General features: G+C 70.3%; 12 protein-coding genes. 4 read left to right on the top strand and 8 right to left on the bottom strand.

From position 1 onward, the window contains the following. Positions 1-3: 3 nt before the first annotated feature. The 4 genes from ACFJGU_RS17520 to ACFJGU_RS17535 all read right to left on the bottom strand — a co-directional run bounded on the left by ACFJGU_RS17520 (position 4) and on the right by ACFJGU_RS17535 (position 4,073). Positions 4-1,116, bottom strand: coding sequence for a BMP family protein (locus ACFJGU_RS17520; RefSeq protein ID WP_382305130.1), 1,113 nt, complete (start codon positions 1,114-1,116; stop codon positions 4-6). An 81-nt stretch (positions 1,117-1,197) separates the two neighbouring features. Further along, positions 1,198-2,193: an adenosine deaminase gene (gene add / locus ACFJGU_RS17525; protein ID WP_382305132.1), complete on the bottom strand. Its 996-nt coding sequence runs from the start codon at positions 2,191-2,193 to the stop codon at positions 1,198-1,200. 25 nt (positions 2,194-2,218) lie between these two features. Continuing rightward, a complete protein-coding gene (locus ACFJGU_RS17530) occupies positions 2,219-3,178 on the bottom strand; it encodes a nucleoside hydrolase (protein ID WP_382305134.1) in 960 nt (319 codons plus the stop codon). A 124-nt stretch (positions 3,179-3,302) separates the two neighbouring features. Next, a complete protein-coding gene (locus tag ACFJGU_RS17535) occupies positions 3,303-4,073 on the bottom strand; it encodes a nucleoside phosphorylase (protein ID WP_382305136.1) in 771 nt (256 codons plus the stop codon). Between the two features lie 101 nt (positions 4,074-4,174). On the opposite strand from ACFJGU_RS17535, the gene ACFJGU_RS17540 reads away from it, so the two are divergent. Both ACFJGU_RS17540 and ACFJGU_RS17545 read left to right on the top strand, forming a co-directional pair. After that, positions 4,175-4,960 (top strand): GntR family transcriptional regulator, encoded by a 786-nt coding sequence (locus ACFJGU_RS17540; protein ID WP_382305138.1) that lies wholly within the window; start codon positions 4,175-4,177, stop codon positions 4,958-4,960. Positions 4,961-4,997: 37 nt separating this feature from the next. After that, a complete protein-coding gene (locus ACFJGU_RS17545; protein ID WP_382305140.1) occupies positions 4,998-6,284 on the top strand; it encodes an MFS transporter in 1,287 nt (428 codons plus the stop codon). Here the strand turns inward: ACFJGU_RS17545 and ACFJGU_RS17550 are convergent. The 3 genes from ACFJGU_RS17550 to ACFJGU_RS17560 are packed head-to-tail and all read right to left on the bottom strand — an operon-like array spanning position 6,272 to position 9,283. After that, on the bottom strand, positions 6,272-6,829 hold the full coding sequence (locus ACFJGU_RS17550) for a YbhB/YbcL family Raf kinase inhibitor-like protein (RefSeq protein ID WP_382305141.1): 558 nt from the start codon (positions 6,827-6,829) through the stop codon (positions 6,272-6,274). The two genes, ACFJGU_RS17545 and ACFJGU_RS17550, sit on opposite strands and share 13 nt — an antisense overlap. Positions 6,830-6,837: 8 nt before the next feature. Then, positions 6,838-8,133 carry a M18 family aminopeptidase gene (locus ACFJGU_RS17555; protein WP_382305142.1) on the bottom strand — a complete coding sequence of 432 codons (1,296 nt, stop codon included), beginning with the start codon at positions 8,131-8,133 and terminating at the stop codon, positions 6,838-6,840. A gap of 4 nt (positions 8,134-8,137) precedes the next feature. Further along, on the bottom strand, positions 8,138-9,283 hold the full coding sequence (locus ACFJGU_RS17560; RefSeq protein ID WP_382305143.1) for a reductase: 1,146 nt from the start codon (positions 9,281-9,283) through the stop codon (positions 8,138-8,140). Between the two features lie 128 nt (positions 9,284-9,411). Here ACFJGU_RS17560 and ACFJGU_RS17565 point away from each other — a divergent pair, with 128 nt between their 5' ends. Then, the gene (locus ACFJGU_RS17565) at positions 9,412-9,861 is read left to right on the top strand and encodes a hypothetical protein (protein ID WP_382305145.1); all 450 of its coding nucleotides are present in this window, start codon (positions 9,412-9,414) and stop codon (positions 9,859-9,861) included. 73 nt (positions 9,862-9,934) lie between these two features. Beyond that, positions 9,935-10,672, top strand: coding sequence for a PhzF family phenazine biosynthesis protein (locus ACFJGU_RS17570; RefSeq protein ID WP_382305146.1), 738 nt, complete (start codon positions 9,935-9,937; stop codon positions 10,670-10,672). A 73-nt stretch (positions 10,673-10,745) separates the two neighbouring features. On the opposite strand, the gene ACFJGU_RS17575 is transcribed toward ACFJGU_RS17570, so the two are convergent. Next, positions 10,746-12,266: an MFS transporter gene (locus ACFJGU_RS17575; RefSeq protein WP_382305148.1), complete on the bottom strand. Its 1,521-nt coding sequence runs from the start codon at positions 12,264-12,266 to the stop codon at positions 10,746-10,748. Positions 12,267-12,293: the final 27 nt, after the last annotated feature.

Consider the following 12,293-nt stretch of genomic DNA (forward strand, 5'->3'; position numbering starts at 1 on the left):
CGGTTACGACTTCGGCGACGAGGGCGATTCCACCACGATCGCGCCGCTGATGATGTCGGCCTTCAGCCGGTCGACCTCGGAGACGATTGCGGGATCGACGCGGTCCTCCCAGTCGTGCAGCGGAGCGATCCCGACGCCGTCGTTCTCGAGCGTGCCGACGTACGGGGTGTTGTCGAACTCGCCGTTGCCGGCCGCGGTGGTGACCTCGTCGGCGGCGTTGGTGAGGTTCTTCAGCACCGAGGTGAGGTAGTAGGACTGGTTCTCGGGCGCCGCATCGTAGGCGTCGTTGTTGACGCCCAGCACGCCGCCGTCGATGTTGCGGTCCTTCATGGCCTCGACCGTGGCGAGGAACAGCGATCCGGCCACCGGCATGATGATGTCGGCCCCTTGGTCGAGCAGTCCCTCGCTGAGGGTCTTGGCCTGCACCTGGTCGTCGAAGTTGCCGACGAACAGGCCGTCCTGCGTCTCCTTGTCCCAGCCCACGACCTTGACCGAGGCGCCGTGTGCCTCGTTGTACTTCGCGACGCCGTCGACGAAGCCGTCCATGAACACGGTGACCGAGGGGAAGGGCATGCCGCCGAAGGTGCCGACGACGCCCGTCTTCGAGGCGGCGGCCGAGAGGTAGCCGGCCAGGTAGGCGGCCTGCGCGGTGTCGAAGAGCACCGGCTTCACGTTGTCGACCTCGATCGGGGTGCCGTCGTCGTCGGAGACGGTCGAGTCGATCAGCGCGTAGTTGACGTCGGGGTTGTCGGCGGCCGAGTCGCGGGTGGCCGCGGCCAGCGCGAAGCCGACGGTGACGATGAGGCTGCAGTCCTCGTCGACCATCGCCGAGATGTTGCCCGCGTACTGGTCTTCGGAGGTCGATTCCGCGGTGCGGGTCTCGACGCCGAGGGCATCGGCCGCCTTCGCGACGCCGTCGTAGGTCAGCTCGTTGAACTGGCCGTCCTTGAAGCCGGTGAGGTCCGACACCGCGCAGGGCAGGAAGCTCCCCGCGCTGTCGGTACCGCCGTCGGTCGTCGAGGCTTCGGGCGCCGTGCCGCACGCGGTCAGCAGCAGGGTGCTGATCGAGAGGGTCAGCGCCAGGCCGATCGTGGTCTTTCTCGCCTTCGGATTCATCGTGTTCTCCAGGTTTCGCTTGTGTTGGCGTGTGGTGCAGGAGTGGAACGGATGGAGCGGTGGTGCGGGTGCAGGTACGGGTCAGTGGGGGTCAGGGAGCCGGGTCTGGGCGGCGAGGCGGTCGCGCATCCGGATGCGCGTCGACTCGTCGAGGAAGGCGGCCTCGATGCTCGCGGCGTCGAGCCGGTCGAGGGCGGCCTCGTCGAAGCCGAGCACCGAGGAGAGCAGCGAGCGCTCGGCGGAGAGCAGTGACCCGGTCTGCACCGGGTTGTCGTCGCCGAGCACGACGTCGACACCGGCTGCCGCGAAGTGGGCTCCGGGATGCGCCTCCACGGCCGGGATGGCACCGGTGTACCAGTTCGAGGTGGGGCAGATCTCCACCACCACGCCCTCTCCGGCGATCCAGGCCAGGGACTCCGCGTCGGAGGCCAGATGCGCTCCGTGACCGATGCGCGTCGCCCCGAGGAGTTCGACCGCCTCGCGGGCGGCCTGACCGGGCGCCGACTCCGCGGCGTGGCAGGTGAGCCCGAGCCCCGCGGCCCGCGCGATGCGGAAGGGTTCGACGTGCGGTTCGAGCGATGGATACAGCAGTTCGTCGCCGGCCAGGTCGAAGCCCACGACCCCGGCGCCGGCGAAGCGGGCGGCCGCGCGGGCCACGGCGGAGTTCTGCTCGGTGCTGTGGTGACGGAGGGCCGCGATCACGAGGCCGGCCGGCATCCCGGTGCTCGCCGTTCCTTCGGCGATGCCCTCGCACGCGGCGGCGACCACGTCGTCGAGGGTCAGGCCTTCCGAGACGTGGGTGGTCGGGCCGAAGCGCAGCTCGAGGTAGTCGCCGCCGTCCGCCGCCGCGTCCTCCACCGCCTCGCGGGCGATCCGGGCGATGTTCTCGCGCCGGCCGAAGAAGGGGTAGCTGGCGGCCACCTTGCGGAGGTACACGGTGAGGTCGGCCGGGCCGGTGAGCTGCAGGGCGTGATCCCAGCCTTCCGCCGGAGCGGGGAGCCCCAGCGGACCGGCGAGCTCAGCCGCTGTGGAGGGGCGGAGCCGCCCTTCGAGGTGGCTGTGCAGATTGATCAGCATCGGATTCTCCTTCTCGCCTCGGTCGTCAGAGCGCCAGAAGCCGCTCGAGCAGGTGCGGAGCGAAGTCGTCGGTGAGTTCCAGCACGACGCGCACGTGCGCATCCGGCTGGTCGGGGAAGCCGAGGAAGCGGCCGCGCAGGTCGCAGATGGTCTGGCCGCGGCCGGGACCGTCGGTCGCGTCGACCACGACGTGCACCCGCGGTGCCACGGCGGGCACGACGGCCCCGACGGCGAGCGCGGCGGCGAGGGGATCGTGCAGCGCCGAGCGCCGCTCGCCGTAGAACGTCGCGTTGAAGTCGAAGTAGAAGTCGAGCATGCCGCCGAGTGCGGTGGCGACAGGGCGACCCGAATCGAGCAGACGCATCCGGTCGGCCTCGAGGAGCGGATTGCTCAGGGTCACGTCGAGGGGCACCAACGTCACCGGCCACGGTGCCGCGAGCACGAGAGCCGCCGCTTCGGGGTCGTTGCCGATGTTTGCCTCGGCGACGGGGGAGATGTTGCCCGGCACGAGGGCCGCGCCCCCCATGATCGTGACGTCGCGCACGAGCTCGGGGAGCCGCGGTTCCCGCCGCAGGGCTTCGGCGAGGTTCGTCAGCGGGCCGATGGCGAGGATGCGCAGCTCGCCCGCCCACTCGTGCGCCAGCGCGATCAGCAGGTCGGCAGCGTCCCCCTCGACGGGCGCGGTGCGGGCGGCCGGGAGCGGGTGGTTGCCCAACCCGTCGTCACCGTGCACGTGCGCGGCTCCCTCGGTGAACCGTCCCGCCAGCGGATGCGCGGCCCCCACCGCCACCGGGCAGCTCGCGCCGGCGAGGGCCAGCAGGTCGAGCGTGTTGCGGGCGGCGCGCGCCGAGGAGACGTTGCCGCTCACCGTGCCGATGCCGACGAGTTCGATCTCCGGCGAGGCCACGAGATAGCAGAGCGCCAGGGCGTCGTCGATCCCGGTGTCGCAGTCGACGTAGAGCGGCGTGCGGCCCGCTGCGGTCATCGGGTTCCTCCTAGCTGACGAGTATGATGATGGATGTTATACGTCCAATGTGTCAATCATGTTTCCCGGATCGTGATGCGGATGCCGCGGGCGCGCATCAGGTCGCTGCCCGCGGCATCCGGGGTCAGAGTTCCAGTCGCACGGCGGTCTCGAGGGCGGCTTCGATGCTGCGCGTCCACCCCTCGGCGAGCGCTTCCTTCACGCCGTCGTACAGGCTCGTGCCGTCGAAGAGGTTGCTCGATGCGGCGCAGATCATGCCGGCCCGCACTCCGCGGAGCCGGGCGACGACGTAGAGTGCCGAGCTCTCCATCTCGACGTTGAGGATGCCGAGCGAGTTCAACTGCGCGATCCATTCGGGCCCCTCGGCATAGAACGCGTCGTCGCTGACGTTGAGGCCCGAGTGCACCGCGGTGCCGGTGCCGGCAGTGAGTTCGCGGGCGACGTCGCCCAGTTCGGTCGCGATGCGAAGATCCGGTACGGCGGGATAGCCCGGATGCGCGTACGCGGCCGTCGTGCCGTCGTTGCGGAGCGTGCCTTCGCTCACCAGCAGATCGCCCGGCTTGATGCCCGGCTGCAGCCCGGCGGAGGAGCCCACCCGGATGAGCGAGGTCACGCCCACCCGGATGAGCTCCTCGGCCGCGATCGCGGTCGACGGGCAGCCCATGCCGGTGGAGGTCGCCGTGATGTGCCGACCCTTGTACCAGCCGGTCATCGTGAGGTGTTCGCGTTGGTGGGCCACGGTCTTCACGTCCGTGAGGAACTCCGCGATCAGCGGCACCCGGAACGGGTCGCCCGGCAGCAGGGCGACGGTCGAGACCTCGCCCGGCGCGACGCCGATGTGGTACTGCCGTTCGCCGACTCCGACGGTGCTCTTGTCGACCGTGCTCGACGTCATGGTTGTCTCCTCGTGCTCGAAATCCGTGGGCGTGCCTCGAGGGTTTCCTCGATGTGGTGAGTATGATGTCATACAACCACCGACGACTTCGAGGGGTTCAGATGACGACGACCGTTTCCGCATTGCGACTCGACCCGCTCAGCGTGCCCACCGGTCAGCCGCTTCGCGTGGCCGTCTACACCTCGCTCGCCGACGCCATCCGCGGCGGTCGGGTCGAGCTCGGTTCCCTGCTGCCCAATGAGGCGGAGCTCGGCGTGGCTCTCCGTGTCAGCCGTACGGTGGTGCGCGAGGCCCTGATGCTGCTCGAGGAAGACGGCCTCATCCGCACCCGGCGGGGGATCGGCCGATTCGTTGCCGAGGCCCTTCCGCAGGTGGGGCTCGAGCAGTTGCGACCGCTCGAGAAGGTGATCGCCGAAGGATCCGGCACGGTGACGGTGGAGCGGATGCTCGAGGAGCTCCAGCCCACCTCCGACTTCATCACGCGCGGGCTCCAGGTCGATCCGCGCACCCAGGTGTGGGTGCAGGAGAACGTGGTGAAGCGCGACGGCGAGGCGGTCGCCCAGCTGCTCGAGATCATCCCGTCGGGCGAGGTGCTCGCCGAGCGCAGCCCGGTGCTCGCGGCCCGGCTCGAGGAGACCCGGGCCGAGGGGCGGAGCCTCCTGGCGGCGGTGATGGACATCATCGGGCCGGCACTGGGCCCGGCCGTCTACGACGTCACCGTCGGGCGCGCGGGTGCCGAGCGCGGCAAGGGGATCGGGCTCAAGGCCTCCACCCCCGTGCTGGTGCTGACGCACAACGTGCTGCTCGACGGCAAGCCGATCTACCTCGCGAAGAACCTCATCACCCATGGGTTCGGCACCCTGACGATCGCTCAGTCCTCGACCTAGTCCGGCGGATGTCGGAGGCCATGTGTACGCTGTTCACATGACCGAGCAGACCACGGCCCCGGCGCACTGGAAGCGGAATACCGCCCTGTTCCTCAGCGGGCAGACGATCTCCCTCTTCGGGTCGATGATCGTGCAGTACGCGGTGATGTGGTACGTCACCTTCGAGACGCAGTCGGGCTTCGCGGTGGCGCTCTACGCGGTCGCGGCGTTCCTGCCGCAGGGCATCATGTCGATCTTCGGTGGTGTCTTCGCCGACCGCATGAACCGGCGTGTGCTCGTGATGCTGGCCGACGGCACCATCGCGGCCGTCACCCTCGTGCTCGCCCTGCTCATGCTGAACGGGGTGACGGATCTGTGGATCATCCTGCTCGCGGTCGGGGCGCGCTCGATCGGCGCAGGCGTGCAGACGCCGGCCGTGCAGGCGATGATCCCGCAGATCGCGCCGCCTGATCAGCTCATGCGCGTGAACGGCATCTTCCAGACCATCCAGTCGGCCATGGCGCTGCTCGCCCCCGCGGCCGCCGGTGCCGTGTTCGGTCTGTTCGGCATCGTGCCGGTGTTCTTCATCGACGTCGTGACGGCGGCGATCGGCATCGTGTTCCTGGCCTTCGTGGTGGTGCCGACGCTGGCGTCGATCGCCGAGAAGACGTCGAGCTACCGTGACGATCTGGTCGAGGGCTTCCGCTACATCTGGCGGCACCAGGTCGTGCGTTGGCTGCTGCTGGTGTTCGCCATCATCTTCCTGCTCACGGTGGCGCCCTCGTTCATCACGCCGCTCCTGGTGGCGCGCACCTTCGGCACCGATGTCTGGATGGTGACGGTGTTGGAGATCGCGTTCAGCGTCGGCATGCTGCTCGGTGGCGTGCTGGTCTCGACCGTGCTCGCGAAGTTCAGCCGCATCGGCCTCATCCTCTTCGCCACCTTCGGGTTCGCCGCCTTCACGATCGGGTTGGGGCTGAGCCCCAACCTGTGGGTGTTCTACGGCTTCATGTTCGGGTTCGGCCTGCTCGTCCCGCTGTTCTCGGCACCGTTCATGACCCTGGTGCAGGAGACGGTCGAGCCCGAGAAGCACGGCCGCGTGTTCAGTTACGTGGGCATCGTGATGGCGCTGGCCACCCCGATCGGCATGGTGGTGTTCGGCCCGTTGGCCGACGTGATCAGTGTGCAGACCCTGCTCGTGGTGGCGGGGGTGGCGACCATCCTGGTGATCGTCGTGGCCGTGCTCCTCCCGTCGGGTCGCGCCGCCATGGCGGCGGCACGCACGCAACGCCCCCTCGGCGAGGAGCCCGCCGAGGGTGTCACCGAGGCGGGTCAGCGCTCGTAGGTGCCGTCGATCCGGCCGCGCGCGATGACCTTCCCGGCCATCGTCGCGAACACCGAGCGCGGGGTGCTCGACGAGGAGTCCAGCCCGAGATGGGCGCTCAAGGCGAAGAGCTGGAAGGCATAGCGGTGCGGTCCGTGACCGGGCACGGGCCGGGGCCCGTTGTAGCCGCTGGAGCCGAGCGACCCGCGGTAGAACGCGACGCCGGTCGGCGGTCGTTCCCCGGAGAGCGCACCCTCGGAGAGTTCGGTGAGGTCGGGGATGATCGTCGCGATCGTGTGCACGACGGGTCGCGGCGTGGGCGCATCCGGATCCTCGAGCACGAACACCAGCTGCTGCGTCGACGGGGGAACCTCGCCCCAGGCGAGGGCCGGTGAGACGTTGGCGCCCACTCCCTTCCCGGCACACCGGGCCGGCAGAGCGTCGTCCGCGACGAAGGTGTCGCTGGTGAGCAGGACCGTGGCCGGAGCGATGAGTTCCGGCCGATTCCAGGCCAGCTTCCCGTCTCCGGCGCGTGCCCCGCGCAGAAGCCACCCGAATCCGGCCATGACCGGGCTCAGTCCTCCGGCGCGAAGAACGCGCCGATCGCGGCCGACAGGGCGGCGAGGTCGTCGACGTGGGCGAGCTCGCGGGCGGAGTGCATCGACAGGAGCGGTGCACCGACGTCGACCGTGCGGATGCCGAGCCGCGTCGCGGTGAGCGGACCGATGGTCGAGCCGCACGGCACGCCGTTGTTCGACACGAACTCCTGGTAAGGCACACCCGCCTGCGCGCACGCGCGGCTCCACAGAGCTGCCCCCGCGGCATCCGTGGCGTAACGCTGGTTCGCGTTGATCTTCAGCAGCGGCCCGCGTCCGGCCACCGGCTGGTTCGCGGGATCGTGCCGCTCCGGGTAGTTCGGGTGCACGGAGTGCCCGGCATCGGAGGAGAGGCACCAGGATGCCGCGAGCGCCCGTGCACGCTCGTCGACGCCGCCCCCGAGCGCGGCGCCGAGCCGCGTGAGCACCTCGGCCAGGAACGGCCCGCTGGCGCCCGATCGCGATTCCGAGCCGAGCTCTTCGTGGTCGAAGGCCGCCAGCACCGGGATGTGGCCGGGCACGGGGGACTCCGCGGCGGCGAGGAGGGCGGTGAGTCCCGCGTGCACGGAGGTGAGGTTGTCCATCCGGCCGGCGGCGAAAAGGGCGTCGTCGAGGCCGAAGCGCGCGGGCGGGTCGGTGTCGGCGGTGAGGATGTCGTAGCCTGCGATCTCGCTCGCGGCCTCGGCACCCGACCCGAGCCCGGCGAACTCGGCGAGCAGCCCCACGAGGTCGGCCTGCGACACCTCGCCCACACCGAAGACGGGTGCGGTGTGGCGCTGCCGGTCCAGGGTGAGGCCGTTGTTCGCCTCCCGGTCGAGATGGATGGCGAGCTGCGGGATGCGCAGGAACGGCCCGGTGCGCACCAGTCGCTCCTCGCCGTCCCGGGTCACGATGCGACCGGCGAGTTCGAGCTCGCGGTCGAGCCAGGAGTTCAGCAGCGGGCCGCCGTAGACCTCGACGCCGGCCTGGAGCCAGCCGTTCGAGCCGATGGTGGGTCGGGGCTTCAGCTTGAAGCCGGGGGAGTCGGTGTGCGCCCCGAGGATCCGGAACGGCGTCAGCGCGTCGGCGCCCTCGGGCACCACCCACGCGATGATCGCTCCGTCGCGGATGACGTAGGAGCGGCCGGGTTCGCCGCCCCAGGCATCCGTCTCCGGCAGCGCACGGAAGCCGGCCGCGTCGAGCCGGCGGCCCGCTTCGGCTGCCGCGTGGTAGGACGAGGGGGAGGAACGGATGAACTCGGCGAAGTCGTCGATGTACGTCGCGGTGTCGGGCATAGAGCTATCCAAGCACTGCGGGAGGGTCCTCGGCGCTGAGAACGCGGCGCTCGCGCTCCGGAGCGAGGCCCACCCGGGGGCGATCGGGACGTAGCGGTGCCGCGCAACCGATCGAGCGGAGCCAGGACCAGGTGTCCCGCACCGTCTCGGCCAAAGGCCTGACCTGCAGCCCGGCGGCCAGCGCGGCCGACACGTCACCGTGGTGCATCGCGTCATGGTCGGGGCCGCTCGGCAACCAGACGGGCAGCTCGGTCCAGGGCTCGATACCGGCGGCGAGGACCCGCTCTTCGGGCACCCAGCGAAGGCGGGCGTCCGAGCCGGTCGCCTCGACGCAGGCGGTGAGCAACTCGCCGAGGGTGTGCTGCCCGACCGGGGTCACCACGTTGAACGCACCGGAGAGTCCGCGGAGTCCGGCGTCGAGGGCGAACGCGGCGAGGTCGCGGGCGTCGACGTACTGGATGCCGGCATCCGGAGTGCCCGGGGCGAGCACGTCCCCGCCCGCGGCGATGCGCGTGAGCCACCAGGGCAGCCGCCCGACGTTCTCGCGCGGGCCGAGCACGAGCCCGGGCCGCAGGATCAGGGCCCGCTCGCCGAACTCGTCCCGCAACGCCAGCTCGGCGCCCGCCTTGCCCCTTGCGTAGTCGACCTCGAGTTCGGCTCCCGCCTTGCCCCTTGCGTAGTCGACCTCGAGCTCGGCACCCGCCTTGCCCCTTGCGTAGTCGACCTCAAGTTCGGCTCCGGAGCCGACCTCGACCGCCGCCGGATCGCCATCGGACGGATTCGCCAGCACCAGAGGTGCTGACTCGTCCGCGCCCGCGGGCAGCGGATCCGCGTAGACCGACCGGCTGGACACGAGCGCGTAGTGATCGGCGAGCGGCGCGAGCACGCGGGCGCTGTCGCGCACGGCGAACGGCTCCCACGACCAGGTGTCGACCACGAGGTCCCACCCGCCGGCGCGGGATGCCTCGTCGAGCACGGCGGCCAACCCGCGGTGCCGGGGCGCGCGTCGATCACCTCTGAGTGCGGTCACGCCGGGTGCCGGCGGATGCGTGCCTCGGCTCAGCGTCGTCACGGCGGCGCCGCGTTCCAGCGCGGCCTGCACGAGCGCGCTTCCCACGAATTCGGAACCGCCGAGGATGAGGATTCGCATGCCCCGAGTCAACCGCAACCGGCCCAGCGCGGGGCCGCCGTCTGCTCCGAGCAGACGGTCATTTTCGTGCCCTAAGGTGTGTCGGAGTAGCCCCGGTGCCGTTTTGGCCAGCCTCCAGGAGTTTCCTCATGCGTTCGCGAATCGTCGCCGTCGCGATCCCCGCCGTCCTCGTGCTGGGGGCATTGGTCCTGGCCGGGTGCACCGCGCATCCGACCGATGCGTACTCGAAGATCGCCCACCTCGATCAGGGCACCGTGCTCGCCACGGGCGAGACGCCGCCCATCGTTCCGGGCATCGACTCCGAGATCGTGCGTTCCTCCCTCCGACTGCTGACGGTCCACGAGGAGACGGAGTTCTGGGTGGGCGTCACCCGCGACGACGACGTCTGCTTCATCGCCGAGAGCACGCTCACCGGTGAACAGACCGAGGCCACCTGCGTCGACGCCGAGCGGTTCGGCCGCTACGGCGCCACCCTGCAGCTCGAGTCGCCGGAGCAGCGCGTCTGGCTGCACACCGAATACATGACGGTGGGCTCGAACTGGACGGAGATCTCGGCGAACATCGCCGTTCGCCGCTGAGAGGGATCCGAGAAGGCCACCGGATGCCGGGCGGCAGCTTGAGCGCGAGAGGGAGCGCGCGCAGACTCGGAGCATGCAATCGCAGTTGACCGTCGATGTCGTGTCCGTGTTCACCGACCCCGAGGGCGGCTACGGCAACCCGCTCGGCCTGCTGCGATCGTCGGCGGAGACCCGTGGGCGGGAGCAGGAGATCGCGACGGCGCTGGGATTCAGCGAGACGGTCTTCGTCGACGAGATCGACGAAACAGGCGAGGCTGGGGAGCTCGGTGAGCGAGCGGCGTCGCATCACCGCACCGCGCGGATCCGCATCTTCACGCCGGCCCGGGAGCTGCCGTTCGCCGGGCATCCCTGCGTGGGAACGGCGTGGTGGCTCGCGCACTCAGGACTGCCCGTCGACACGCTGCGGGTCGAGGCGGGCGACGTCGCGGTGCGATCTGACGGCGAGCTCACCTGGATCACGGGCCGCGCGTCCTGGGCGCCGGAGTTCACCTGGCATCCGCTCGCGTCGCCGGCCGAGGTCGACGCTCTCGACCCGGAGGTCGTCGGCGAAGGCAGCCACTACTTCTGGGCGTGGATCGACGAGGTGGCGGGTCACCTGAGGTCGCGCATGTTCGCTCCGCGCATGGGCATCGCCGAAGATGAGGCCACGGGTGCGGCGGCGGTGCGCATCACGGCGCTGCTCGACCGCGACCTGGCCATCGATCAGGGTGCCGGCTCGCGCATCCTCACCCGCCGCCTGGGTGGCGACGACATCGCAGTGGGCGGCCGCACCGTGGTGGCGCCCGCGGTCTCGCTCACCCTCACCCCGTGACGGACGAATCCGTCACTTTCGGACCCGCAACCGTGAGGGCGGGGCCGAAAGTGACGGATCGGTCTGGTGGGGGCTAGTGGGCGATGACGGGCTCGGGGGCTGCATCCGCGGCGGCGGGGGAGTGCGCGAGTGAGAGGCCCTGGCCCTTGCGCCGGAACAGCAGCGCGGCGAGCACGGCGCCGAAGGCGAAGAACCCGGCGCCCCACCAGTAGGCGGTGGTGTAGCTGTGCACGGCCGCGTCGGCCAGCACCTGCGGGTCGGCCGGTAGGTGCGACGCCACGTAGTCGGTGAGCGCCGTGGCCGCGAGCGTGTTGAGCAGGGCAGTGCCGATCGATCCACCGACCTGCTGGCTGGTGTTCACCATGGCCGACGCGACGCCGGCGAACTGCCGGTCGACGCCGAGGGTCGCGGTCTGCATCGACGCCGGCATGATCGAGCCCATGCCGAAACCGAGGATCATCAGCGGCGGCAGGATGTCGGCCGCGTAGACGCTCGTGGCGTCCAGGTGGGTGAGGTAGATCATGCCGCTCATCGCGACGAGCATCCCGAACGGCACCATGACCTTCGGGCCGAACCTCGGCACGAAGATGTTCGTCGAGAGCTGCGCGGCGAGCACGAGCATGCCGATCATCGGGAGGAACGACAGGCCGGTCTGGATGGGGGAGTACTGCAGTGTCGTCTGGAGGTAGTAGGTGACGAAGAGGAAGATGCCGAACATCCCCGCTCCCGCGATCAACACCGAGCTGTAGGCGGCGCCGCGGTTGCGGTCGAGGACGATGGCGAGCGGGAGCAGCGGATGCGCCGCGCGGCGCTGCCAGAGCACGAACGCGATCAGCAGCACGCCGCTCGCGCCGAGGAAGCCCCAGGTCAGCGGCGAGTCCCAGCCGTCGGTCTCGGCGTTCGAGAAGCCGTAGACCAGCGAGAACAGTGCGCCGGAGACCAACAGGGTGCCTGGGATGTCGAGCTTCGGGCGCGGGCCGGTGCGCTTGAGCGTCGTCACGAACAGGGCGGCACCGATGACCGCGACGACCGCGATGAACACGTTGATGTAGAGGTTCCAGCGCCAGTCGAACGCCTCGGTGAGCACGCCGCCGAGCAGGAGGCCCACGGCGCCACCGGCACCGGCGATCGCGCCGAACACGCCGAAGGCGCGGGCTCGCTCCTTCGGGATGGTGAAGGTCGTGGTCAGCACGGCCAGGGCGGTCGGCGCCAGCAACGCGCCGAAAGCGCCCTGCAGGGCACGGGCGGCGACCAGGGTGCCGAAGCTGTCCGCGGCGCCACCGAGGGCGGAGGCGACGGCGAAGCCGATCAGGCCGATGATGAAGGTGCGCTTGCGGCCGATCAGGTCGGAGAGGCGACCGCCGAGCAGGAGCAGGCTGCCGAAGGCGAGGGAGTAGGCGGTGATGATCCACTGACGGTCGCCGTCGGAGAAGCCGAGGTCGGCCTGGGCGGCGGGGAGGGCGATGTTCACGACGGTGGCGTCGAGCACCACCATGAGCTGCGCGAGGGCGACGGTGACCAAGGTCCACCAGCGACGGCTGGAGACGACGGGGGCGCCGGCGGGAGCGGCGCTGTCGGAAAGGGTCTGAGACATGAAGACGACTATATACGGTACTGAACA

The sequence above is a fragment of the Herbiconiux sp. UC225_62 genome (assembly GCF_042694625.1).
Classification (GTDB): Bacteria; Actinomycetota; Actinomycetes; order Actinomycetales; family Microbacteriaceae; genus Herbiconiux.

Excerpts from the sequence above, each read along its gene's own strand:
- ACFJGU_RS17530 (WP_382305134.1), bottom strand. The coding sequence starts at position 3,178 with ATGACCGCAGCGGGCCGCACGCCGCTCTACGTCGACTGCGACACCGGG.
- ACFJGU_RS17560 (WP_382305143.1), bottom strand. The coding sequence starts at position 9,283 with ATGCGAATCCTCATCCTCGGCGGTTCCGAATTCGTGGGAAGCGCGCTC.
- ACFJGU_RS17540 (WP_382305138.1), top strand. The coding sequence starts at position 4,175 with ATGACGACGACCGTTTCCGCATTGCGACTCGACCCGCTCAGCGTGCCC.
- ACFJGU_RS17535 (WP_382305136.1), bottom strand. The coding sequence starts at position 4,073 with ATGACGTCGAGCACGGTCGACAAGAGCACCGTCGGAGTCGGCGAACGG.
- ACFJGU_RS17550 (WP_382305141.1), bottom strand. The coding sequence starts at position 6,829 with ATGGCCGGATTCGGGTGGCTTCTGCGCGGGGCACGCGCCGGAGACGGG.
- ACFJGU_RS17520 (WP_382305130.1), bottom strand. The coding sequence starts at position 1,116 with ATGAATCCGAAGGCGAGAAAGACCACGATCGGCCTGGCGCTGACCCTC.
- ACFJGU_RS17565 (WP_382305145.1), top strand. The coding sequence starts at position 9,412 with ATGCGTTCGCGAATCGTCGCCGTCGCGATCCCCGCCGTCCTCGTGCTG.
- ACFJGU_RS17545 (WP_382305140.1), top strand. The coding sequence starts at position 4,998 with ATGACCGAGCAGACCACGGCCCCGGCGCACTGGAAGCGGAATACCGCC.
- ACFJGU_RS17570 (WP_382305146.1), top strand. The coding sequence starts at position 9,935 with ATGCAATCGCAGTTGACCGTCGATGTCGTGTCCGTGTTCACCGACCCC.
- ACFJGU_RS17575 (WP_382305148.1), bottom strand. The coding sequence starts at position 12,266 with ATGTCTCAGACCCTTTCCGACAGCGCCGCTCCCGCCGGCGCCCCCGTC.
- add (WP_382305132.1), bottom strand. The coding sequence starts at position 2,193 with ATGCTGATCAATCTGCACAGCCACCTCGAAGGGCGGCTCCGCCCCTCC.
- ACFJGU_RS17555 (WP_382305142.1), bottom strand. The coding sequence starts at position 8,133 with ATGCCCGACACCGCGACGTACATCGACGACTTCGCCGAGTTCATCCGT.